At 67.5% G+C, this 24,748-nt stretch carries 16 protein-coding genes; 3 read left to right on the forward strand and 13 right to left on the reverse strand.

All coding sequences use genetic code 11. The features are described 5' to 3' along the window. Nucleotides 1–18: 18 nt before the first annotated feature. The 6 genes from VGU03_RS10535 to VGU03_RS10560 form a co-directional block, all read right to left on the reverse strand. On the reverse strand, nucleotides 19–864 hold the full coding sequence (locus VGU03_RS10535; protein WP_327480341.1) for a sulfotransferase: 846 nt from the start codon (nucleotides 862–864) through the stop codon (nucleotides 19–21). 78 nt (nucleotides 865–942) lie between these two features. Continuing rightward, complete coding sequence (locus tag VGU03_RS10540; RefSeq protein WP_327480342.1) at nucleotides 943–1,950, reverse strand: LacI family DNA-binding transcriptional regulator; 1,008 nt, start codon at nucleotides 1,948–1,950, stop codon at nucleotides 943–945. Nucleotides 1,951–1,965: 15 nt separating this feature from the next. Beyond that, on the reverse strand, nucleotides 1,966–4,695 hold the full coding sequence (locus tag VGU03_RS10545) for a glycoside hydrolase family 2 protein (RefSeq protein WP_327480343.1): 2,730 nt from the start codon (nucleotides 4,693–4,695) through the stop codon (nucleotides 1,966–1,968). A gap of 4 nt (nucleotides 4,696–4,699) precedes the next feature. Next, nucleotides 4,700–6,085 carry an APC family permease gene (locus VGU03_RS10550; RefSeq protein WP_327480344.1) on the reverse strand — a complete coding sequence of 462 codons (1,386 nt, stop codon included), beginning with the start codon at nucleotides 6,083–6,085 and terminating at the stop codon, nucleotides 4,700–4,702. Nucleotides 6,086–6,275: 190 nt separating this feature from the next. Next, nucleotides 6,276–9,482, reverse strand: coding sequence for a TonB-dependent receptor (locus VGU03_RS10555; protein ID WP_327480345.1), 3,207 nt, complete (start codon nucleotides 9,480–9,482; stop codon nucleotides 6,276–6,278). 99 nt (nucleotides 9,483–9,581) lie between these two features. Further along, a complete protein-coding gene (locus VGU03_RS10560; RefSeq protein ID WP_327480346.1) occupies nucleotides 9,582–10,688 on the reverse strand; it encodes a glucokinase in 1,107 nt (368 codons plus the stop codon). Nucleotides 10,689–11,206: 518 nt separating this feature from the next. Here VGU03_RS10560 and VGU03_RS10565 point away from each other — a divergent pair. Then, nucleotides 11,207–13,423, forward strand: coding sequence for a family 20 glycosylhydrolase (locus tag VGU03_RS10565; protein ID WP_327480347.1), 2,217 nt, complete (start codon nucleotides 11,207–11,209; stop codon nucleotides 13,421–13,423). 121 nt (nucleotides 13,424–13,544) lie between these two features. On the opposite strand, the gene VGU03_RS10570 is transcribed toward VGU03_RS10565, so the two are convergent. Then, nucleotides 13,545–13,916, reverse strand: a complete 372-nt coding sequence (locus tag VGU03_RS10570) for a YciI family protein (RefSeq protein WP_327480348.1) — start codon at nucleotides 13,914–13,916, stop codon at nucleotides 13,545–13,547. A gap of 759 nt (nucleotides 13,917–14,675) precedes the next feature. Further along, nucleotides 14,676–16,505, reverse strand: a complete 1,830-nt coding sequence (locus VGU03_RS10575; protein ID WP_327480349.1) for a glycoside hydrolase family 2 protein — start codon at nucleotides 16,503–16,505, stop codon at nucleotides 14,676–14,678. Between the two features lie 486 nt (nucleotides 16,506–16,991). Between VGU03_RS10575 and VGU03_RS10580 the strand changes: the two genes are divergently transcribed. Beyond that, complete coding sequence (locus VGU03_RS10580; RefSeq protein WP_327480350.1) at nucleotides 16,992–17,186, forward strand: hypothetical protein; 195 nt, start codon at nucleotides 16,992–16,994, stop codon at nucleotides 17,184–17,186. Between the two features lie 67 nt (nucleotides 17,187–17,253). Here VGU03_RS10580 and VGU03_RS10585 read toward each other — a convergent pair whose 3' ends face one another. The 5 genes from VGU03_RS10585 to VGU03_RS10605 form a co-directional block, all read right to left on the reverse strand. Continuing rightward, on the reverse strand, nucleotides 17,254–17,904 hold the full coding sequence (locus VGU03_RS10585; protein WP_327480351.1) for an FMN-binding negative transcriptional regulator: 651 nt from the start codon (nucleotides 17,902–17,904) through the stop codon (nucleotides 17,254–17,256). Nucleotides 17,905–17,958: 54 nt separating this feature from the next. Beyond that, the gene (gene zipA, locus VGU03_RS10590; RefSeq protein ID WP_327480352.1) at nucleotides 17,959–18,903 is read right to left on the reverse strand and encodes a cell division protein ZipA; all 945 of its coding nucleotides are present in this window, start codon (nucleotides 18,901–18,903) and stop codon (nucleotides 17,959–17,961) included. Between the two features lie 10 nt (nucleotides 18,904–18,913). After that, nucleotides 18,914–22,414 (reverse strand): chromosome segregation protein SMC, encoded by a 3,501-nt coding sequence (gene smc, locus VGU03_RS10595; RefSeq protein ID WP_327480353.1) that lies wholly within the window; start codon nucleotides 22,412–22,414, stop codon nucleotides 18,914–18,916. A 133-nt stretch (nucleotides 22,415–22,547) separates the two neighbouring features. After that, a complete protein-coding gene (locus VGU03_RS10600; protein WP_327480976.1) occupies nucleotides 22,548–22,793 on the reverse strand; it encodes a BolA family protein in 246 nt (81 codons plus the stop codon). Between the two features lie 8 nt (nucleotides 22,794–22,801). Continuing rightward, a complete protein-coding gene (locus VGU03_RS10605; RefSeq protein WP_327480354.1) occupies nucleotides 22,802–23,101 on the reverse strand; it encodes a YciI family protein in 300 nt (99 codons plus the stop codon). Nucleotides 23,102–23,227: 126 nt separating this feature from the next. Between VGU03_RS10605 and VGU03_RS10610 the strand changes: the two genes are divergently transcribed. Beyond that, on the forward strand, nucleotides 23,228–24,748 hold the full coding sequence (locus VGU03_RS10610) for a DUF1800 domain-containing protein (protein WP_327480355.1): 1,521 nt from the start codon (nucleotides 23,228–23,230) through the stop codon (nucleotides 24,746–24,748).

The raw sequence follows: 24,748 nt of genomic DNA on the forward strand, positions 1-24,748 counted from the left end.
ACGGTCCCGCCTGCAGTACTAAACGATGGGCACCTGGCTCACGTTGTTTCTCGGATCCATCCAGAACGCCTCGTTGACGAAGCGGGCGAAGATTTCGCGAGGCAGGATCGAGGTGCGCTCGATCGGCTCGACCTTCGGGCGCACGGTATGCAGCCCGGGCATGCCGACCCGTGCGTCGAACTCGTCCGCGTGGAAGGCGATGCGGTCGAAGTCATGTTCGAACCAGGGTTCGCCGATGAACTGGTACACCGCGCGCATGGCGGCGGAAGGGTTGCGCACCAGGCTCTCGTAGGTCAGCAACAGCAGGTGGCCGGGAGCGTACTGGCCATAGAACGCGTCCTTGGTCGCCTGGAAGGCGAACCCCACCATGCCGCGCGGATCGGTCAGCGCTTCCACGCGCGAGTAAACGGTCGTGTTGGTATCGAAGCGGAACACCTTGCTGACGCCGACCGGATGCTTACGCACCAATCGCTCCATGCTGTCGAGCACCCACGGAAGCTGGCGCACGCAGGCGATGACCCTGGCGTCCGGAAACAGCGTCTCGAGCAATGGCATCCGGCTGCACCACAGCCGGCTCGTGTCGAACACGACCCCGGCGTCCGCCTGCCCGGCGTAGAAGTTCTCCACCAGCCCGCGCAGCATCGAGACGCGCTGCTCGTCGGAGACGTCGAAGGAAAAATCGTTCTTGCTGCTGGCTTCCGCGATCACCACGCCCATGATGTCGGCCAGCGGGCTGGTCATGCCTGCGCGAAAGCGCGGGTTCTGGTTGAGGATCGCGGCCAGCAGCGTGCTGCCGGAACGCGGCAGCCCGGAGATGAAGTGGAATTTGCGGGCCGGCTTTGCGACGTCGTGGGCGGCGGGCATGCGGGCATTCCCCTTGGAACGATGATGTGGATGGCGAGAGGGCCCGTCGGGCCGTCTGCCGATGGTACGCCGGACGGGCTACGCGACGGGCGCCGTCGAGGCGCGGATGCGCATCTGGTAGTCGACCTCGACCATCCTCGCCTCGCCTTTGTTAAGCACGCGAAGCAGCAGCTCCCGCGTGGCGCGGCCGCCCATCTCACGCACGGGCTGGTGGATGGTGGTGAGCGGCGGCCAGACTTGCGTCGCAATGGTGGTGTCGTCGAACCCGCAGATGGAAATGTCGTGCGGGATGGACACGCCGGCTTCCGCGGCTGCCCAGATCGCGCCGACGGCCATGTCGTCGTCGGCCGCGAAGATGGCGGTCGGCCGATGGGGCAATGCCAGCAACTGCCGCATCGCCGCCACGCCGGACTCGAAGGAAAAACGGCCCTGGACCATGTACGCGGGGTCTTCCTGCAGGCCTGCGCGCCGGAGGCCGTCGCGATAGCCGGCCAGGCGCCAGATGCCGGCGCCGTGTTCGGGATCGCCCAGGATGTGCGCGATGCGGCGATGACCCAGCGACACCAGGTGATCCACCATCGCCGCCGCCGCTTCGCGCTCGCGCAGCATCACGCCGATGCATCCTTCGGGATGACGGGGAGCGATCGATGCGTACGGCAGATCGTTCTTGCGCAGGCAGTCGAGCAACGGCGCGTGATCGGTGAGCGGCGGCGTAAGGATCAGGCCGTCGGGTCGATGGCGCGACAGGATGTCCTCCACCCGGTCGACGAAATCCGGCGCGGCCGATACCAGCGGCTGCACCATCATGCTGTAGTGCTGCGCCTCGCAGGCTTCCAGCACACCGGCTTGCACCTCCATGATGTAGCTGGGCGAACGGTTGTCGTACAGCAGGCCGATCATGAAGGAACGGTTGGCCGCCAGGCTGCGCGCCGAGGTGAGCGGCCGGTAGTTGAGCGCGGCGACGGCGGCCACGACGCGCTCACGCATCGATTGGCTCACGTTCGGATCGTTGTTGAGCACCCGCGAAATGGTCTTCTTCGACGTCCCTACGGTGCGGGCGACGTCACTGATTGTCACGCGCGTCATGGACGTCCGTTCCGGTCAGGGGTTCTTGTCCTGCGATGCGCCCGCCCCGCCCTGCACGGCGATGGGGAAGCTGCGGGCCGGAGCATTCCATCCGCTCACTTCGACCACCGGGGCGGCGATCCCCTGCCCCGCGTATTTCGCCGTCAGGGTGAGCGATTCGCCGGGCCACAGGGTGACGTCGTTGTCGCTCCACAGGATGGGTGTCACGGGGTGGCCTCCTGCGGACGGCTTGATCGACACGTGCTGGAACAGGCCGACGCCCTTGGATGATACCGGAACCGCCAGGGTGACCGTCACCGTGTCCTGCGCTCCCTCGTGTCGCAGCGTCGCCCGCACGTCGCTCGTGGCGGCGGGCAGCGACTGCAACGGGGTCAGGTCCGCGTATTGGGTCAGCGGCGTGAGGTACCAGTTCGAATGCGCCCAGTCGAGCTGGTCAGGCCGGGTCGAGAGCCAGTACACGTTGCGGCTGATCGGCTCGCCCGCAGCCGATGCGAGATCGAGTTCCACGAAATAGACGCGGGACAGGCCGCTCAGTGTCGGCAGCGTCAGCAACTGGCGCGTGCCGTTGCCGGCCAGGTCGACACCGTCGACGCGCCGCTCGTAGCGCACGCTGCCATCCAGATGGCGCACACGGATGCGCGCCTGCAGTCCATGCTCGTCGTTGAGCGTCTGGTTGACCAGCACGATCGCGCGCGTGTCGTACGCGTACTGGATGTGCACCGGCTCGTTGGCCTTCTTGGCGCCGAAGTAGCTGCCGGCCGGATTCAGGAAGTAGTCGTACAGGTGCCAGTGCAGCGACGGCCAGGCGTTGTTGAGCATCCAGTAGATCACGCCGGTCGACGGGTTGGCCGCGTCCCTGTGCGCGTTGTACGCCTCGAACTGGGCGCGCGTGTTGTCGTAGTTGTCCAGCTGAGCCTTGGCGACATAGTCCTCCAGGCCAGCGGGCGGGCCGTAGCGGCTGGCCAGCGCCTTGTCGAACGGCGCGATGCTCGCGAAGGTCGACCAGTCGGCCGAGGCGTGATACTGGCGCGCCTGCGGATACTTCCACAGCGCTTCGAGTTCCTGCGGGGACAGCATGCGGGTCAGGTCTTCGAGCCGCGGAATGTCCGCGCCGGCGCTGGTTTCGGAATTGAAGCCGAAGGCGCCGCCCTGCTGGCCGGCGTACCAGTACGCCGGCGGCACCCACGCGTAGGGGCCGGTCATCTTCATGCCGGAAGGGCCGGTTTCCGCCGTGGCCTGGGCCGCGGCCGCCGCGATGACCGGCATCGTCCAGTCTTCCGCCTGCAGCGTGTCGACGTATGTCTTCGCGAGCGCGGCCGCAGGGGCATTGTCGCTGCCGATCAGGAAACCGATCACGGAGGGATGGTTGCGCAGCAGGCGCGCCTCGCTGGCCATCGAGGCCTGGGCCACCTGCATGTCCGCCGCGTCCCACGGCGCGCCGCCGGTCTTGGCCGCCGACTCCCATTTGTCGCAGCACTCCCAGCCGGCCAGCACCATGACGCCGTCGCGATCGGCCAATGCGTAGAAGCGCTCGCTCTCCAGCTTGCCTTCGCTGCGGATGGTATTGAGACCCAGGTTGCGGACGTAGCTGAACTCGGCCTCCATGCGCGCAGGGTCGTCGCGCAGGAACATGTCCGGCGCCCAGCCCGCACCGCGGATGAGGACGGGCTTGCCGTTGACGACGAACTGGCGGTAGCCCTGCCTGGTCAGGCGGGAGCTGACGCTGCGGATGCCGAAGCTCGCGCTCGCGCGGTCGGAAGTCGCGCCGTCGACACGGGCGGACAACTGCAAGGCGTACAGCGGGTGCGCGCCCATGCCGGCCGGCCACCAGACCTTCGGATGGCTCAGGTCGAGCCCGGAATCGGTCTGCGGCGTGAACGACACGGTCTGGGTCTGACCCGGGGCAAGACGGATCGTCCGCCGCAGCGGCACGCCGGCGACCTCGCCCGCGATGGTCGCCTCGTGCGCCGCCGTATCGAGATTGCGCGCGTCCACCTTGACGGTCAGCGCGGCACGCCCGAGGTCGGGCAGCGACAGGTCGGACGTGACGTGCGCGAAGCGCAGCTGCACCGGTCCGGTCTGCAGGATGTCCACGCCGCGCCACGGTCCCATGTTGTTGTCCGGCGGCGTAGGGTTCCAGTCGACCCAGCCGATCGACAGGCTCCGCCTGGGATCGGCCGGATGCACCTGCAATGCCAGGACGTTGCGGCCGGCATGGACCCAGCGCGTGACGTCGAACTCGTGCACGGGATAGGCGCCGGCGAGGTGCGCCTGGTCGGCGACCAGATGGCCGTTCACCCACACGTCGGCGCTCGCGATCATGCCGTTGCTGCGCAGCAGCGTGTGCCGTCCCTGCGCGGTCGAGGCAAGGGTGAACTCGGTGCGGTACCACCAGGGATTCACGAACAGCGTGCCGCTGGCATCGGGTGCCTGCACCGCCCGCAGGTTGTCGCTGTAGAAGACGTCCTTGTAGAGGCCGTTCTCCAGCAAACCCGCCATCACCGTGGCGCGACCGCTCGTCGGGTACCAGCCGTCGGTGGAAAAGGCGGGCGTGGAAATCTCGGCACCTCCCTGTTGCGCCTTGTCGGTGGACTGGATCAGCCATCGGGCCACGGTCGTCGTCGAGCCTGGGCGGCTGTCCACCGGCGTGGGCGCATAGGCGGTCGCGGCGCGTGCGAGCGGCGCGGCGGCCGCCGCCGCCAACGCGACCGTCGCCAGGAACAGGGTTGTGGTCGGGTTTCGCATGGCGTCATTCGCCCCCAAGATAGGCTTCGTGTACTTCCGCGGACGCGAACGGCCACGATCGGTTGATCCTCGCCCAGATCGCAAACACCACCAGTCCGGCGAGGATCCACGCGCCGGACAGAATCAGGGCCGAGCGGGACGCCGACAGGTAGACATAGATCCACCCCACCAGGGCGATCACGCAAGGCACCGGATACAGCCATTGCCTGTAGGGCCGACGGAGTTCCGGCTGGCGCTTGCGCAACGCCACCAGCGCGGCGATCTGCGCGATGAACTGCACGACGATCGTCGCGGCCAACAGCATGTTGATGACTTCGGTCAGGTCGAAGAACGTGCCGATCGCCGTCACGACGCCCATCGTGAGCAGGGCCACGTGCGGAAAGCCGTGCTTCGCATGCAGCTTGCCGAAAACCGACAGGAACACTTTTTCGTGCGCCGCCTGATAAGGCACGCGCGAGCCTCCGAGCAGGCCGGCGAAGACCGAAGCGAACGCTGTCACGATGATGAGGATGGTCACGACCGAGGCGGCCAGGTGGCCCCAGCTGCGCTCCACCACCAGCGACGCGACCGATTTGGATTGCGCGATCTCCTGCCACGGCGCCACGCCGAGCACGCTGATGTTGAGGATGAGATAGACCACCATCATCGCGATGATCGAAATGATGATGGAGCCCGGCATCGTCCGGCCCGGATCGCGCAGCTCGTCGCCCATGTAGGCGGTGGTGAAATAGCCCAGGTAATCGTAGATGCCGAGGATGAGCCCCGCGCCCAGCCCCACGAAGAAATGCGGCCCGATGGCGCCGGCCGGATAGGCGAAGGCGAAGGCCGGGTGGAAGTCCCAGAAGCCGGCAGCCGACACGCCGACGACGGAGAGCAGCATGATCACCCAGAGCGCGATCGTGATGACCCTGATCGATTCGATCCGCCGGTACAGCAGCAAGGTGACCAGGCCTGTCGCGGCCAGGCTGATCAGATGTTGCGGCCACCAGCCCAGGTGCGGAAAGAAGTACCCGAGGTACTCGACCATGCCGATGATGCCGGTGGACATCAGCAAGGGGATCGTCAACAGCACCGTCCAGATGAACAGGAAGGGCATCAGCTTGCCGGTTCGATACTGGAACGCTTCGCGCAGATAGACATAGGTTCCGCCGGAGCCGGGCATGGCCGCGCCCAGTTCGGCCCAGACCATCCCGTCCGCCACCGCGAGGATGGCGCCGGCGATCCAGCCGATCACCGCCTGCGGCCCGCCCATGGTGGCGACCATGATGGGGATGGTGATGAACGGACCGATCCCGCACATCTGGGTCATGTTGATCGCCGTTCCCGAAAACAGGCCGATGGAACGGTGGAAGTTGCCGTCGCGGGTGGAGCGGTTGTCGTTGGCCTGCATGTCAGCCTTGCCGTGGTCGGGATGCGGTCGCGTGGGTGATGGGAGAGCTTGGGCATCGTGCACGGACGCGGGCGCAGCGCGCGCCCACGTCACGCATGAGCCCCTTCATGCGCTCTCGGAAAAGGCTCGGCCTGGGTGAAGCGCCGCCCGTCCCGTCCCAGGAAAGCACGGCGCGGAAGGCCCACTTCGGTCACCACTGGCCGCGGATGCCAACCATGAACATGCGCTCGGAAAAATTCGAGTGCGCCGGTTGGTCGGGCCACACCAGGTAGTACCGCTGGTACTCGTTGGTGAGGTTGGTGCCATCCACGAACAGCTCGGCCGCCTTGCCGATCTTGTACGAGACGGATGCGTCGAGGTACTTCTGCGGCGCCTCGTACATCTCCATGCCGGAGATACCGCCTACGTCTTCCGATACGGCGCGGCGCGAGCGGTAGTTGTACGCGACGCGTGCCTGGAAGCGATCGTTCTGGAACCACAGGATCAGGTTGCCGGACTTGGTCGAATTATCCTGGAACGGAATCCGGTGGCCGGCCAGGTCGGTGGCGCCCGAATCGCTAGGCGCGTAGGTGGCGTTGAGCTCCATGCCGGTCTTGGACAGGATGCCCGGCAGGAACGTGAAGCCCTGACGGTAGTCGAACTCCGCGCCGTGGATGCTGTTGCCGGTGCCTTGGACCGGCTCGGTGATGGTGACGCAGTGATTGCGCACGACCCCATCCTCGTCCGGCAGGGTGCAGTCGATGACGCTGCCGCTCTTGATGAAGCTCTGCACGTTGATGCGGAACAAGGCCAGGCTGACCATGCTGGTGGGGTTGATGTAGTACTCGAGCGAGGCGTTGTAGTTCTTCGACCGCCACGGATCGAGATTGGGATTGCCGCCCGAACTGCCGGCGGCCACGCGGAACAGCGGCCCCTGCGGCGTCTCGACCAGCGAATAGTTCAACTGCAGCCCGCCGCCCCAGGTGCTCAGGTTCAGCGGCATCATGTTCTTGGAGAAGCCGAGCCGGAACTTCAGGTCGTCGGTCAGATCGAGCGCGAAATTGGCCGCCGGCAGGTAGTCCTTGTAGCTGCGCTGCGTGATCTGGGCGCCGGCGTCGGCGGGCTCGGTGCCGTAGGCTCCCGGGAGGCCACTCAGGCGCTGGGTCACGCCCAGATTGGTGCGGATCACCCGCATGCCCACGTTGGCGCTGTACGGCATGCTCCCGAGCATGCCGTCGAAATCGGCCTGCAGGTAGGCGGAGGTTTCCTTGATCCCCACCGCCCAGGTGGTCCCCGGCTCGCCCTGCCGCTGGGTCTGGGGATAAAGCGATTTCCAGTAGGCCTCGGGGTTGTCCATCGCATGCGGATCGATCGCCCAGAAGGTGATCCCCGACCCGAGCAGGTTGGCGTATTGCTTCCAGTGGTTGGCCAACGGCCCGGGCGTGTTCGGAATCTGCAGCGCCGAGATCGGCCCGGCGCGGAAATAGCCCAGTGCGTTGCCCGCAGTGCACGAACCGCTGTTGAGGACCACGTCGGCGCCGACGTAACGCACCAGGCAACCGTTTGGATCGCTGGCGCCCATGCCGGCATAGACCGGGGTGACCAGCGTGTAGCCGACGTTGTCGGCGTGGCGGACGCTGTTGCGCGCGCCGAAGTCCAGCCGGATGCCGTCGCCGAAGTCGTAGTGCCCGTCCAGGCGCAGCGCGTTGAGCTCGACCTTGCGGTCGTAGTCGCCGGAGGATTCGAGCGTCTTCATCGTCCAGCCGTTGGGGTCGGCGAACTGGGTGGACAGCGACGAAGGCAGGCTGACCGTCAGGTAGCGCCCACCGAAATTGGCGATCACCGGGACGGTGTTCTGCGGCATGCCGTTGGCATTGAAGACGCGGTTTCCCCCCAACTGGTCGGGAAAGATGAAGGTGCCGGGCGGCACGGCATCGGCGGGGACGCCGTCCTTCAGCACGTTGCCCCACAGGCCGCCGTCGGAATTGGAGATGTTGACGTCGGTCTCGACGTTGGACTGCCGCGCCGTGTCGTGGATGCCGCGCACGCTTGCGGTGAACGGGCCGCCGTTGTCGAAATCCAGCTGGGCGTTGAAGTTCTTCGCGGTCGACTCCTTGCGGATGATCTGCGAGTAGGACTCCACGTCGCCCGGCCACTTTTCGTAGACCTGGGTGGTGTACAGGTGCATGCCGTCCCAGCCCGGCTCGGGCGTGCCGTAGGAACCGGCGACGGGGCTGCCGGTGTCGCGCGACTGCAACGGCACGTAAGTGGCGCCCTGCCAGTTGGTGGAGTTGAACTGGATGCCGACGTTGCGATCGAACTGGCTCTGGTGCGCGTAGAAGTAGTCGCTGGTGAAGGTCAGGCCGCTACCCAGGTCCATCTGGAACGAGGCATTGCCCGATTTGCGCTTGCGCTGGGTGGTCACGTCGTACAGGCCGATGTTCTGGCTTCCCATGAACACGCCATTGGACTTGCCGTCGCCGTTGACGTCGACGCTGCCGTCGGGGTTCTGCACGATCTGCGGAGGGATCGGCGCACCGTTCCACGGCGTGAGAAAGCCGTTGTAGCCGCCCGCGCTGGCCGCGTTTTCGCCGTTGAGGACGACGCCGTACTGATCCAGTCCTTCGGTGGAATTGAAGCGGGTGGTGTCGGAGTAGTCGGCCGAAACCAGCAGGCCCCAGTGTCCGTTGCCGTTGTACGAGATCAGGCCGTTCGCCTCCGGCCCCCATTTGCTGCTGGTACGTCCGCGCTCGCCGTTGGCCGAGTAGCTGTAGGTGAAGCCGCTCGGCAGGTCCCAGGGGCGATAGGTGTGAAGGTCCAGCGCACCGCTGATGCCGCCGTCGGTGGTGCTGGCGGTGGGCGACTTGATGACGTCCACGCCATGGAACAGCGTGGCGGGCAGCATGGTGAAGTCGGGCTGTTGCGAGTCGATCTGATCCGCGGTGATGAACGCTTCGCCGTTCAACATGGTGCCCACTTCGGGCAGGCCGCGCACGTCGACCGTGGTGCCCACGCCGGCGTCGCGGTTGACCTGCACGCCGGTGACGCGTTGCAGCGCGTCGGTAATGGTCACGTCCGGCAATTGGCCGATACTTTCGGCGGTGATGCTGTCCTGAATGTTCGGGGCGTCGCGCTTGAGCTCGATCGCGCGCATCTGCGACGCGCGCACGCCGACCACGTTGACGGTCGAGAGCGTGGTCGCCGCCTTCTTGTCGTCCTTGCGAGTCCCGGGTTTGGTCGTGGAGGTGGCGGCCTGCGCATCAGGCGCCGGCGCGTCCTGGGCGGCATTGGCTTGCGGCGTCGTGCCGCCTGCCTGGGCACCTGAGCGTGGCGATGCCACGGCCGATGTCGCGACGACCGCAAGCAGCGACATGGATACGGCCAGCGACAACGGGTGTCTGCGATGTAGGGTGGACATGAGCCTTACCTCTCGATTGATGCCTGCCGACCGGTCGACGCTTGTTGCGAGGCGCCGCGCTGCTGTCGGGCGTGCTGCCGTAAGAAAGCCGCTACACATTCATCGGGTGGACCGCCCTTCCAGGACGGGTCCGGCTTGGCTCGCCGGCGGCCCGCGACGCTGGACGTACCACTTGGCGGCTCCCAGCACGCCCTTGCTGCCGTGCTCGGTGACCCACACGGGAACCCGCGACAGCAAAGCCCGCACGCTGCGTCCATGCAGGAACCGCTCTGCGAAGGCGCTGCGCTCGAGCAACGCGAACATCGAATGCAGGAAGCCGCCGGCCAGGTACACCCCGCCCGTGGCCATGAAGGTCATCGCCAGGCTGCCCGCGAAACTTCCCAGCGAGGCGCAAAAGATCTCCACGGCCTCGACGGCCTGCGCGTCACTGCACGCCGCGGCAGCCGCGGTGACCGCATCGGGCGCCGCAAGCCTGAGTGGTTCGCCCTGCAATGCGCACACGGCCGCATACAGGGCCAGCAGGCCGGGACCTGAGACCAGGCGCTCATAGGCCACGTAGCCGCCCTGCGGCGCCAATTGGGCAAGGACCTGGCGTTCGCGCAGCGAGTTGGGCGCGTAATCCATCTGGCCCGCTTCGGTCGCCAGCACGTGGCCACCGGCAAAAGCGGGCAAGCGCACGGCCGCGCCGAGGCCGGTGCCCGGCCCGATCACCAGAATGGGACCATCGGCCCCGGCGTCCGGCCCGCACAGGAGACGGTCGTCGTTGTCGGGCCGGTGGTCGAAGGCGTATCCCAGCGCCTCGAGGTCATTGAGGACAGCCACGTCCTCCAGCGCCATCGCCTGACGCAGCCGGTCGAGGTGGATGGGCCAGACGGAGTTGTCGTTCAACACCTGACCGTGGTCCACGTGCCCGGCGCAGGCGAGCACGCAATGGCGCACGTCGGTCTGCGGGTGATCGTCGAGGAACGACTGCAGCAACTCGGGCAGCCCGGGGTACTGCGCGCACGCAAGCTTGCGATAGGCGAGCACATCGACTTGGCGCCCTGCGCCGGACGAGGTCCGCATCAATCCGACACGGGCATACGTCCCGCCCACGTCCGCCGCCAGAAAGGGCGTCGCCGGCGCGCTCGCGGGTCGGTCCAGACGTTGGGTCGCTCCGTTCACTGTGCCTCCCCGCACCGGAACGGGGATCAGATTGCGGGCCATTGTCACCGGTGTCAACTTGCAAAGCGACAAGCCGGAAAGCGCGGCTTTCTTTGCCTCATCTATTTGAATAGCTTAATTTTTAATGGTTATAGCGGCGGCCTTTCGCGCCCGCTTGTTGTGCGACGCGTCATGCCGGGACTTTGGGCGCCGGATCAGGGCGCGGCGCGCCGTCCTCCGTCCGGCGATGAGCGGCCCGCCAGCGGGTAACCGGAGCAGTCCGGCAGGACAGCGCGAAAGCGATCGCAAGCTTTCAATGCATGCAAGGCCCATCACCGATTGCAGCGAATCAGCTACGGGTGCCACGCGATTGTTCCTTACTCGATCGGGCGCGCATTGCTCTCGAGCCGACGGGTTCATCGCCGCTGCTGCACCTTGCCCTTGGTTCGAGCGCTGCAAGGAGATGGCGTGTCCCAACACCTCGCTTTATGCGCCAGCGACCGCCGCCTTGAATTACTCCGGGCTGGACATCAGCATCGCTTGCACTTGCGAGCACGCCACGACTGCCAGGAACACCGGCCATGCCCAGATACCTCCTCGCCCTGACGGTCGTCGCGCTCGCATTGTCGGCTGCCGGCGCGCTTGCACAGGAGGCGCTCATCCCACGGCCGGCACGGATCGAGGCGGGCCACGGCAGCTTTGCGCTCAGCCGGAACGTGCGCATCGTGGCGCCCGCCGATGGACGCGCGCAGGAGATCGCCGCCTTCCTGCGCGATGGCGTGCGCGAGCAGAGCGGGATCGCGCTGCGGCCGGGCGCTGCGGCAAACCGGCCGCACATCGAACTGCGTACCGACCCTTCCATACAGGGCGAGGAAGCTTACCGGCTGACCGTCACTCCACGGCGAGTCGTGATCGCCGCCTCCGGCGACCGCGGTCTCTTCTGGGGCGCGCAGACACTGGTGCAGCTGCTGCCGAGCGGCCATCGCGCCAAGGTCTCGATTCCCGCCATGCGCATCGACGACGCTCCCCGCTACGCATGGCGCGGCGTCATGCTGGACGCCGCGCGGCACTTCATACCGGTGCCGCTGGTCAAGCAGCAGATCGACCTGCTCTCGCGCTACAAGCTCAACGTGCTCCACTGGCACCTGACCGACGACCAGGGCTGGCGCATCGAGATCCGCAAATACCCCAGGCTCACCAGCGTAGGCGCCTGGCGCACCGAGTTGGACGGCAGCCGCAGCGGTGGCTTCTACACCCAGCAGGACGTTCGCGACGTCGTCGAGTACGCGCGCCGGCGCAATGTGATGATCGTGCCGGAGATCGAAATGCCGGGCCACGCCTCGGCGGCGATCGCGGCCTACCCCTGGTTGTCCTGCCCGAAGCAGCCGATCGCGGTACCGGCGACCTGGGGCGTCTTCAGCGACATCTACTGCGCGGGCGACGAGGCCACGTTCGCCTTCCTGCACGACGTGCTCGACGAAGTGGCCCAGCTGTTCCCCGCGCCGTACATCCACGTCGGCGGCGACGAGGTTCCCAGGCAGCAATGGAACGGCAGCGCTTCCTCGCAACGGCGCATGCGCGAGGAGCACCTGGCCGACGCCGAAGGACTGCAGAGCTGGTTCGTGCAGCGCATCCAGCGTGACCTGGCCGCGCGCGGCAAGACCCTCGTCGGCTGGGACGAGATCCTGGAAGGGGGAGCCGACCGCAACGCGGTGGTGGAAATGTGGCGCGGGCAGGCCGAGGCGGCGAAGGCCATAGCCAACGGGAACCGGCTGATCGTGGCTGGGCCGTTCTACCTGGACACGCCGATCGAGGACCTCACGCTCCAGGACGTCTACCGCATCGATCCGTTCGCGGCGCCGGCCTTCGCGGGACACCAGGATCAGGTGCTCGGCGCGGAGGCCCCGCTGTGGAGCGAACGCGTCACGCCGCGCAACCTCGAAGCGATGCTCTATCCGCGCACGCTCGCGTTGGCCGAACGCCTGTGGAATCCGGACGCCCGTGACTACGCCGATTTCCAGCGGCGCGTGCGCGCGCAATACCCCTGGCTGGGCGAGCACGGTATCGCCTACGGCCCGGAAGACCGCAACCTGGTCGACTACAAGCTCCAGTTCAACCCGCAGCAACACCGCTGGCGCGTACGCGCCGCGCGTGGATTCGACGACATCGAGCTGCACTACACGCTCGACGGCAAAGATCCCGCGGCGCAATCGCCCGCCACCGGCGACGTGCTGGACCTCTACACGCCGGCAACGATCAGGATCGCACCTTACCGCGGGGGCGTGCCCTACTTGCCGAGCCAGGTGTTCCAGAGCGTCGACAACAAGGCGCTGGGCAAGCCAGTGAGCTACGCCACCGCGCCCGACCCGCACTATGCCGGCACGGCCACGCAACTGGTCGATGGCATCATCGGCGACGACGACTACAACGACGGCCTGTGGGTCGGTTGGCGAGGGAACGACATGACCGCCACCATCGACCTGCAGCGACCGATGTCCTTGCACACCATCCAGGTGCGCTTCCTGCAGCAGAGCGGCTCGTGGGCGCTGCTTCCGCGCCACGTCACGTTCATGGCCTCGGACGATGGCAAAGCCTGGCGTACGCTGCAATCCACGCCGATTGCGGTGGATCCGCAGGACCTGCGTGCGATCGTGCGTACCGTGCGCTTCGATACCGCCGCGCCGGTGACCACCCGCTACCTGCGCGTCACCGCACAGAATTACGGTGCGCTGCCCGCGGGCCACGAAGGGGCCGGAAAGCCTGCTTACCTGTTCACCGACGAGATTCGGGTGCAGTGAACGTTTCTGCCGAGCAGTCCGCGAGGCTGTCTACGAACAAGCATTGCTCGGAAGCCGCGACTGCAGATGGCGGATGGCGGCGCCGGTCGGCCTGGGCATGCCCGCGGAGCCGCCCATGCCTTCATCGAGCCAGATAGAAGTCCAAAGGGATGAGCTCGACCGCCCATTCGCCTTCCTCGCCCAGCGTGGCGGCCGGGTGCATGGAAGCGATGCGCAGGGCCTCTTCCTGGCTGTCCGCCTCGATGATGAACAGGCCGCCGACGACTTCCTTCGATTCGGTGTAGGGCCCATCGCTGACGTGCGTCTTGCCGTTGCGCGGGCGCAGCGTCCTCCAGTTCTCCAGGTCGCCAAGCGACGCGGACACCAGAACCTTGCCGGTAGCGCGCATCTTCTCGTCCAACGCCGGGCATTGGCTTACCAGTTTCTTGACGTCGTCCGGCGCCATCGCGGCGAATTTTTCGGGGGTGAAGTAGGCCAGGCCGAGGTATTTCATAAGCGTCCTTTGGTGGGGAATGCACTGACGACGAAGCAGGCCAGTGGGAATCGACAATCTTCCGGAAAGCTTGTGGTGGCCTCAGCCAGGCTGTCCCCTTGGGGATGAAAACCGATACCTACTTCGCCAAGCCGCAGTCGACCTTTCGTACGGTGCCATCAACCACGTAGAGAGTCATCTCGGCAAACCCGCCGCCTACCCAGCCCGGTTTGCTTCTTCCCATAAAGTAGATCCACTGCCCGTCGTTGGATGGACCACCTGTCGTTGATTTGCTTCGTACGAGGTCTGGCGTACCCCAAGCTGAGGCAATTCGGCTTGCCGAATACCCAACAAGCGCTTGATCGCTCCGAGGGCAGATGAAGCGCGAGGTTCCCTCGGGAGGAAGCGATCGAACGTATTTGACCTTCGCACAGACGTCCAAAAAAACATCACGATAGTCGTGTCCGTCGTATGCAGCGCAGTCTGCTGTATCGCTTGGTTTTGGGTGCGACGCTTCCGCTTCATCCAAGGCCCTGAAAAGCGAATCCAGCTTCTGTTGTCTGCATGCCCTGCCGCAAGCTTGCATCGCGGTTTCAGGGGCAGACGGCTGCGCGTAGGCCGTCGTGGAGTGAAAGGCTATGGCGGTTAGCCCCATGCATCCATACAGCCTTCGGAGCAAATTCCTTCTCATGTCAGCCTGCGCGCTCATGCTGGCCGAACGCGGGCCGTCGTCGTCCCGGGCGCTGCGTCTTCTGGCGATGGTGATGGAGGGTGCCGCAATCAAGGACGCCCGCCTGCGCTTATCGTCGCTTCGTTGATGGCGCACACCTTGGCCTCGTCGACCTTCACGATCTTTCGATCGTAGGTGAGCAAGCCATTGTGCTCGCCTTCGACATCGGTGATCTGGGTATACACGCTGCCCGACATGCCCTTGGGCACGCCCTTGTCCCGCAGCACGCCCGTGTTGGCGACGTAGCCGGCGGTCAGCGCCGCGCGGTCCTTGACGGAGCCGTAGGGGTTGATCGGCGTGTTGGGCCAGACGTGGCCCGGGATACCCAAGGTCAGCCCACCGTGTTCGCCGTCGATGGCGGCGCGCCTGGCGTCCGGGCTGGGCAGGCCCGGGCCCTGGTAGTCGTGCACGTCATAGACGTCGCCGGCGTGCGGGTCGCCCTTCATGTCGCAGCAATTGGCGCCGCTGCGGGCATCGACCAGCCGTGACGGATCCAGCCGCTTGATCTGCGCCGCCAGTTCGGCGGCGGCGGGAATGCTCCACTGTCCCCAGCCTTCGTTGAAGGGAATCCAGCCGATGATCGAAGTCTCGCCCTTGAGCTGCTCGACGATGGCCGAGACGTCGGCGCGGAAGTTGGCCTTGTCGGAGGCGCTCAGCTTGCCGTTGCTTCCGGTGGGCAGCGCCGGCATGTCCTGCCACACCATCAGGCCGAGGCGGTCGGCCCAGTAGTACCAGCGCGCGGGTTCCACCTTGATGTGCTTGCGGATGGTGTTGAAGCCGAGGTCCTTGGTTTTCTGTATGTCGAACTTGAGCGCCGCGTCGGTGGGTGCGGTGTAGATGCCGTCGGGCCAGTAGCCCTGGTCCAGCGTGGCGAGCAGGAAGACCGGCTTGCCGTTGAGCACGATGCGGTTGCGCCCGCCCACCTTCTCGACCGAGACGCTGCGCAGGCCGGCATAACTGGTCACCTCGTCATGCTGGTCGCCGCGGGTGAGCACGGCCTTGAAACGGTAGAGGAAGGGATCCTGCGGGCTCCACCGGTGCGGATCGGCGACGGCCAGGCGCATCGGTCGGCTCGCCGGACCGCTCGCCTCGCCTACCGGCTTGCCGTCGGCGTAGGCGGTGACCCGCACCGTCGCGCCATCGCCGTTGCCGTGCAGCGCGGCGGTGACCGTGAAGGCGTCCAGGCTGCGCTCCGGGGTAAAGGTCAGTTGCGCCAGGCTCGTGGCCGGCACCGGCTCCAGCCAAACCGACTGCCAGATCCCGGAGGCCGCGGTATAGAAGATGCCCTCGGGTTTGAGGCGCTGCTTGCCGACCATCACATTGGCGCCATCCACCGGGGCATGCACGACGACGACGATCTCCTGCTCGCCGTGTGGACGGAGCGCACGCGTGATGTCGGCGCCGAAGGCGGTATAGCCGCCGGCGTGGCTCACCACCTCCGTGCCGTTGACGTAGACCGTCGCCTGGTAGCTCACCGCGCCGAAGTTCAGTCGCACGTGCTGGCCATGCGCGGTGAACGCGGCCGGGACATCCACCAGCCGGCGGTAGACCATGAAGTCCGAATGCCGCTGCACGCCGGACAACCCCGACTCGACCGGATAGGGCACCAGCACCCGGCCCTCCAGCGTGCGCCCGAACGGCGGCGCGCCCTGCCCGTCCGTCGCCGCGTACTGCCACAGGCCGTTGAGGTTCATCCAGCGCGGATGCTCCAGCGACGGACGGGCCAATTGCGGGCGCGGATACTCCGGCCATGCATTGGCCGGCGATACCTCGGCCGTCCACGGGGTCGCCAACGGCGCCTGCTTGCCGTTCCAGACAGTCGCCTGGTCGGGCGCCGCCATCGCCGTCGATACAAGGCCCAGGACCAGGGCACTGCCCATCCAGGCTGCCCGGCAAAGTGTTCTCGTCTTGGTCATTGGCTGGTCCTCGTGTGACGGCACGCGTGCAAACCCATCGGCTGCGCAAGTTTGCAGTTGATCGGTCATGCCCGCCACCCGTGGAGCTGGCTGCCGGTCAACCCCAACCACGTCACGGTCAACGTACGGACTGAGCGGCGGCGCCGACCCGGTCACCGTGCTGGTCACCTTCAGCGGCAAGCCGCAGAAGGTGAAGCATCGCGCGGCGGGCGGCACGAACGCTGGCCGCGATCCCGCACTCGCCGACGCTGGATGGCGCGACCTTGCCTGCCTACGCCACCTGGATCGTGACGCCGACCAAATAGCGGCGAGCATCTGGCTGATGCTTCGATGCGCACGAGCACCGGCCAGCACCGGAACCGGGCGGATCGAGCGTGGCCGCGCACTGGCGGCACTTTGGTTCGATCCCTATCCTGCATCCGCCGCTTTCCCAACCGCGAGGAACGGGCCATGACACCGCTCGACAAGCCACTGAAGCGCGAATTGACCATTGGGGAGGTCGCCTACACGCTGGTGCTCGACCCGGACGGCCTGAAGCTGACGGAAAAAGGCCGCAGGCGCGGCGTCGAGCTTCGATGGAAGGATCTGGTCAGCGGAGACGCCGCCCTGGCCACGGCATTGCAGGCTTCACTCCGGGCGAACTAGCCGTTGCCCGCCGGCAACGCGCAAGCCAAGGGCTGGATTCCCGCATGGCAACGAGCCGTGGGCGCGGTTAACCCACTCCTTTCTCGTGCCGGACGTTGGCCTCGCGGATGGCGTTCGCCATGTCGAGGCTGGCGTCGTCTCCCAGGCTCTGTAAAGCGGCCAGCACGCCCTCGCGGTCGGCCTCGCTGCGGTTCTGGCTCAGTTTCCACTTGCCTTCCAGGCGTTCGATTGGCAGGCGCAGGCCGATGATGGCCTTGAGGTTCTGGTCGATGTAGTCGGCCGGGGCTTCGTCCAGGCGCCAGGGTTCAGGCATGGCCCGCTCGTGACGGCCGCTCAGCTCACGCAGGTGCTGGCGCAGCGCGGCGGGGTCGTCGAAGGTTTCCAGGATGCCGTGGGCGTGGACGGCTATGTAGTTCCAGGTGGGGACTTCCCTGCCGTGCGTCTTCCTGCCGGGATACCAGCCGGCGGAAATGTAGGCGTGCGGGCCCAGGAAGATCGCCAGCGATGCCGTACCGCTGCAGGCGGCATGGGCGTTGGCGCGGGCGATGTGGCCATAGAGCGTGCCGTACGGGCCCTCTTGCGGCGCCAGCAGCAAGGGGACGTGGCTGACCTGCAGGCCGCTGGCGGCGCTGCTGACCAGGCTGGCGAAGGCGATCGCATCGATGGCCGCGTGCAGGACCGGGAGACGGGTTTCCTGGAACGCTGCGGGGGTGTACATGGCGCGCTTCCGGCAGGGGACGGTGGGATGGAACCTCGTCAGCGTCCGCGCAGGTCAGCGGCCGAAGACGATTTCCTTGCCCTCGTGGTCGCGGTCCCAGCCTCGCAGTTCGTCGCGGATGTGGGCGATGCGCTGGCGGCCGAGCGCGTTGCGCTCCTCGTCCAGCACCTGGCCATCGAGCAGCTCGGCCAGGCGCTGGGCGGTGGGCAGCATGGCGTCCCAGGCATCCAGCGCGGGCAGCGGGCCCGGCAGGGTCATGAAGAAGCTCAGCCCCGGCGTGCGCAGGGCATCGAGGCGCGTGAGGTCGAAGTTGCCGGGCTTGAGCATGTTGGCCACGCTGAAGATCGGGCCGTGTTCGCGCTTGCCGTCGAGCAGGCGGTGGTAGATGCCCATATCGCCGTACTCGAGCCCGGCCTTTTCGGCGGCGACGATCAGGTCGGCACCGTTGAACTGCCCACCGTCGCGGGCCATCACGAACAGGGTGACGATGCGTTCGACCGGCATCTGCGCCGGGCGTCGGCCGAGGTCGGAGCGCGGTGGCGCCTTCGGCGCCGCAGCCGCGGGTGGCGCGGCGGGTGCCGGCGCGACGGGTGCGGGCGCAGGGACCGCGTCGGCCGGGGCGCGCAACGCGTCGATGATCGCGGCGGTCTGCCCCATCGGCTTGGACCGCGGCGCCGGCGCCGTGCGATCGCCGGCAAGGGTGGCGCCGAGCTTCTCCAGCTCCTCGCGCAGGCCGATTTCGAGTTCGCCCTGCTGCGGCAGCGGATCCTCGCCATGCATGCGCGGCGAAGGATGGTCGTCCAGCAGCAGCTCGTCCGCGTCGTCCCCGCCCAGCGTGGGCTCGCGGCGTTCGCCAGTGCCCTGGCCGGCCGGCATGCGTCGCTTGCCCTGCTCCTTCTTCGGCTGGCCGAACAGCCAGATCAGGGCGAGCACGATGGCCCCGACGATCGCCAGCGGCACGCCGACGGCAGGGTTCCAGGCAAAGGCGAGCACGTTCATCGATGGATCCTCACGCAGCTCCGGCCAGTTTAGCCGCTTCGGCCAGGTCCACCTGCACCAGGCGCGACACGCCGGGCTCGCGCATGGTCACGCCGCAGAGCTGGCTGGCCGCTTCCATGGTCGCCTTGTTGTGGCTGACGAAGATGAACTGCACTTTCTCGCTCATCTCCCTGACCATGTTGGAGAAGCGGCCGACGTTGGCCTCGTCCAGCGGCGCGTCCACCTCGTCGAGCAGGCAGAACGGCGCCGGATTCAGATTGAAGATGGCGAACACCAGCGACACCGCGGTGAGCGCCTTCTCGCCGCCGGAGAGCAGCGAGATGTTGGACGGCCGCTTGCCCGGCGGGCGCGCCATGATCGACACGCCGGTGTTGAGCAGGTCGTCGCCGGTCAGCTCCAGGTAGGCGTGGCCGCCACCGAACAGGCGCGGGAACAGCTCCTGCACGCCGGCGTTGACCTTGTCGAAGGTCTCCTTGAAGCGCTGGCGCGTCTCGCGGTCGATCTTCTTGATCGCGCCCTCCAGTGTTTCCATCGCGCTGTTGAGGTCCGCGAGCTGGTTGTCCAGGTAGGTCTTGCGCTCGCTCTGTTCGGCGTGTTCCTGGATCGCGGCCAGGTTGACCGGCTCCAGCCGCACGATCTTCTGCGCCAGGTCGGAGAGCTGCGTGCGCCACTGGCTGGCGTCGGCTTCCGCGGGCAGTTCGGCGAGCAGCGGCTCGAGCTCCAGGCCGGAGGCGGCGATCGCTTCGGCGAGCTGGTCGGCGCGCATCTGCAGGGCCTGCGCGGCGAGACGCTTCTCCGAGACGCTATCGCGCAGCTTGGCCAGGCCCTGTTCGGCAAGGTGGCGCTGCTGCTCGAGCTTGCGGAATTCGATGTCGCAGTCTTCCAGCGCGCGGCGCGCCTCGACCAGTTGCCGGTCCACCAGCAGGCGCTGGTCGAGATAGGTCTGGCGTTCGGCTTCCAGTTCGGCGATCGGATCGGAGCCGGCGGCGAGCTGCTCGGCGATCTCGCTGCGGCGGGCGTCGACCTGGCGCAGCTGCGTATCCAGACGCGCCAGCGCCTGTTCCAGTGAGGCCAGCGAGGAGCGCTTGGACTCCATCGACAGCGCCAGCGCGTGCGCCTGGTCGGCGGCCTCGCGGGCGTTCATGCGGGCTTCCTCGCGCGCCTCGAGCAGCGCGCGGCGCTCGTTTTCCAGCTCGCGGCGCTGGTCTTCCAGGTCGCCCATGTGGTTGACCGACTCGTCCAGGCGCGCGCGCGCCTCGCGGGTCTGCGTCTGCAGCTCGTCCAGCTGCTCGACCAGCGTGGACAGCTCGCCGGCCACCTTCTCGGCACGGGCGCGGGCGGTTTCCACCTTGCCGCGATGGCTCTGCAACTGGCCGGCCAGTTCCGACTGGCGGCGATGGGCGTTGTAGAGCTCGCGCTGGGCATCGTCGCGGGCGCGCTCGGTCTCGAACTTGGCGGTGCGCAGTTCGTCCAGGCGGACGGTGGATTCCTCCAGTTGCGCTTCCAGCGTCTCGATCTGCCCGGCCAGCAGGCGGATCTCGCGCTCGCGCGCCAGCACGCCGACCTGGTTGCCCTGGGCGCGGCGGATGCGCGCCCATTGCGGCGCCAGCCATTCGCCGTCGCGGGTGATGATGGACTGGCCGTCGGCCAGCGAGCCGACGCGGTTGCGCGCCTCCTCCAGCGTTTCGGCGGTGCGCACCTGCGTGAGCAGGCGCTGCGCCGCGACCGGGCCGCGCACCTTGGCGGCCAGCGTACCCTCGGCGCCCTGCCCGCCTTCGGCCACGGCCAGAAGCGCGAGGTCGGCGTCGCCAAGCGCGCCGAAGTCGCCGGCGAGGGCGAGCGGGTCGTCGACCAGCACGCCGTCGAGCAGGCCGGCCAGCACGGTTTCCACCGCCGACTCCCAGCCGGCGTCGACCTGCAGCGATTCGCCGAGGCGGCGAGCCTTGTCCAGGCCCAGGCCGGCCAGCCAGCCGCTGGCGGCGCTTTCTTCCTGGCCCAGCGCGGCATGCTGCAAGGCTTCCAGCGAAGACAGGCGGCCGCGCGCGCTCTGCAACTGCTGGCGCGCCTCGTTGAGCGAGGACTGCAGCTGCCGCTCTTCGTCCAGCACCTTCTCGTGGGCGAGCTTGTGCTGGTCGAGCAGGCCGCCGAGCGACTCGACGCGCTCGCGCTGGGTGTCGTGCTCGACGTGCAACTGTTCGGCGGCGGCGTCGAGCGCGGCCACGTCGGTGGCCTTCTGCTCGGCTTCCAGCGCCTCGCGGCGGCGGGACAGGTCGATCGCCTGGCGGTCCAGGTAATTGAGTTTGGTGCGTTCGACTTCCGCGGCGCGGCTGGACTCGCCGGCGGTGCGCGTATAGGCGTCCCAGCGCTGCTGCCAGTCGGCCAGTTTGGATTCGGTGCTGCGCGCGGCTTCGGCGGTGTCGTCCTGCATCTGCTGCAGGGCTTCGAGTTTGGGCTCGCCCTCGGCCAGCGCCAGGCGCAGCGTTTCGACCTGCTCGCGGTCGTTGGCGATGTGCGCGGACAGCTCGCCGTACTCGCGCTCGGCCTCGCCCTGGGCGCGCTGCAGGCGCTCGGCGGTTTCCTTGTTGAAGCGCACCTGCTGCTCGACGCGCGCGATCTCGGCGCCGACCTTGTAGACCTCGGCCTGCACTTCGTTGAGGTGCTCGGCGGCGCCGGTGTGGCGCTCGCGCACGGATTCGAGCTGCGCCTCGATCTGACGCTGGCCGGCAAGCTGCTTCTCGATCTCGATCTCGGCGGCGGACAGGCCCTCGCCCTCGCCCTCGTGCTGGCCCTTCAACGCGCGGTATTCCAGCGCGCGCAGTTCGGCCTCCTTGCGGGTCTGTTCTTCCTTCAGCGCCTTCCAGCGTTCGGCGGCGCGGGCCTGGCGGTTCAAGTGCTCGAGCTGCTTGTCCACCTCGTCGCGCACGTCCTTGACGCGGTCGAGGTTCTCGCGCGTGGACTTGATGCGGCTCTCGGTCTCCTTGCGGCGCTCCTTGTACTTGGAGATGCCGGCGGCCTCCTCCAGGTGCGTGCGCAGTTCTTCCGGGTGCGCCTCGATGATCTGGCTGATCATGCCCTGCTCGATGATCGAGTAGCTGCGCGGACCCAGGCCGGTGCCGAGGAAGATGTCGGTGATGTCGCGGCGGCGGCAGCGCGCGCCGTTCAGGAAGTAGGACGACTGCCCGTCGCGCGTCACCTGGCGCTTGACCGAGATCTCCGCGTACTGCGCGTACTCGCCCTGCACCGTGCCGTCGGCGTTGTCGAAGATCAGCTCGACGGTGGCCTGCCCCACCGGCTTGCGCGCGTTGGAGCCGGAGAAGATCACGTCGGTGAGCGAGTCGCCGCGCAGGCGGCTGGCCGCGCTCTCGCCCATCACCCAGCGGATCGCATCGATGATGTTGGACTTGCCGCAGCCGTTGGGCCCGACCACGCCGGTCATGTTGGTCGGCAGGTGCAGCGTGGTGGGATCGACGAAGGACTTGAATCCGGCGAGTTTGATCGTGGTCAGGCGCATGCGGGCTCAACAGAATCGGGCCCGCGATGGATCGGGCGACGGGTCACTGTGCCAAACGCCGGGCGTGGTCGCAATGCGAATCCGACGTGGCAACAAGCTGGAGGAAAGTATCGCAAGTATATGAAATTGCTTGCTACGGTGCCTTGGCGTCTATGGAAAGCGCGTGGATGCCGCGGTCCATCAGGCCTTCCAGCGCGGCGTACACCATGCGATGGCGCCGGATCGGCAGCACGCCGGCGAAGGTCGGGCTGACGATGCGCACGTGGAAGTGGCCCTTGCCCTCGTTGGCGTGGCCGGCGTGCTTGTGGCCTTCATCGAGCACCTCCAGCTCGACCGGCGCCAGCGCGTCGGCCAGGCGCCGGCGGATCTGCTCGGCCATCGCCTCGCTCACGGCAGGGTCTTGCGGAACGGCTTGATGCTCACGTCCGCATAGACGCCGGCCGCCACGTAGGGATCGGCCCCAGCCCAGGCCTGCGCCTCGGCCTGGCTGGGGAATTCGGCGATGATCAGGCTGCCGGTGAAGCCGGCCGGGCCCGGGTTCTCTGCTTCGATCGCCGGGAACGGCCCGGCCAGCAGCAGGCGGCCGGCATCCTGCAAGGCGGTCAACCGTTCCAGGTGCGCGCCGCGTGCGGCCAGCCGGCGCTCCAGCGTGTCGGGATGATCCTTGGCGATGATGCAGAACCACATGGCGTGAAAACCTTCGACGGAAACCGCCATGGTAGCGGACGGGCGCGCGGCTTGCGGCGCTGGCGTGTCATCCCGATGGCCCTGGCTGCGTTAGCGCTGCCTGCCCCCAGCCATCGAGGTCCAGCCATGCGCCTGATCACCCGTGTCGCCCGCTCTTGCCGCGGCATCGCGTGGATCGCCGCCATCGTGGCGCTGGGCGCCGGTCCGCTGCAGGCCGCGGATGCGCCTCTGCCGCCCGACGCCATCGCCTGGCTGCAGCGGGACGGCTTCGGCGTGGACAGCACGGCGTTGGCCCAGTACCGACGGCTGGGTCGCGAGGGCCTGCTCGACGCCCAGTTGGACGACCGGCTGGGCGATACCTTGCCGGCGCCGATCCGGGCGCAGGTCGATGCCATGGACATCGCCCGCCTCACGCCCGCCGCGCTGGCCGCCACCCTCGGGGACGCCCGCCGCCGGTTGCGCACGCTGCCGGACCCGGACAAGCGTGAAGCCCGCAAGACACTGCGCCAGCAGGGCAACGCGCTGGCCGAACAGGCGCGCGAGGACGTGCTGCTGCACGCGGTGTACGGTCCCAACCAGCTCAAGGAACAGATGGTGTGGTTCTGGCTCAACCATTTCAGCGTGTTCGCCCGCAAGGGCGAGGTGAACTGGCTGGTGGCCGACTACGCCGAGCACAGCATCCGCCCGCATGCCCTGGGCAAGTTCCGCGACCTGGTGATGGCCACGCTGCAGAGTCCGGCCATGCTGGTCTACCTGGACAATGCGCAGAACGCCAGCGACAAGCTCAACGAGAACTACGCACGCGAGCTGATGGAACTGCACACGCTGGGCGTGGACGCGGGCTATACCCAGCAGGACGTGCAACAGCTGGCGCGCATCCTCACCGGCGTGGGCCTGGCACCGATGCAGGTGGACGGACCGCGCGGCCGCGGCCGCCGCGGCCCCCTGCCGCTGGGGGACGGGTTGGCCGCCTTCGTTCCCCGCCGGCACGACGACGGCGACAAGCAGCTGCTCGGCCAGCACCTGCGCGGCGGCGGCTTCGACGAGGTGCGCCGGGCGGTCGACCTGATCGTGAGCCAGCCGGCCTGCGCGCGGTTCGTCTCGCGTCAACTGGCGGAATATTTCGTGGCCGATACGCCGCCGCCCGCGCTGGTCGAGCGCATGGCGCAGACCTTCCAGCACAGCGACGGCGATATCGCCCAGGTGCTGCGCACCATGTTCAGCTCGCCGGAACTGATCGCCGCGCGCGGCGGCAAGTTCAAGGACCCCACGCAGTTCGTGGTCTCGGCGGTGCGCTTCGTGGCCGACGGCCGCCCGGTGGACGATGCCAGCCCCATCGCCCGCTGGCTTGCCCAGTTGGGCGAGCCGCTGTTCGGACGTCCCACTCCCGACGGCTGGCCGCTGGACGGCGCGAGCTGGTCCAGCGCCGGGCAGATGACCGAACGCTTTGCCGTCGCGCGCGCGATCGGCAACGGCCGCGGCTTGTGGAAGGACGCGCAAGCGGTTCCGGCGCTGGACGGACCGCTCTACCAGGCGGTGCTGGCGCCGCGGTTGTCCGCGCGCACCCGTGCCGCGCTGGCCCAGGCCGGCTCGCGACAGGAATGGAACGCCTTCCTGCTCGCCTCGCCCGAGTTCAACTACCGCTGA

The sequence above is a fragment of the Frateuria sp. genome, assembly GCF_035944355.1.
In the GTDB taxonomy this organism is placed as follows: domain Bacteria; phylum Pseudomonadota; class Gammaproteobacteria; order Xanthomonadales; family Rhodanobacteraceae; genus Frateuria_A.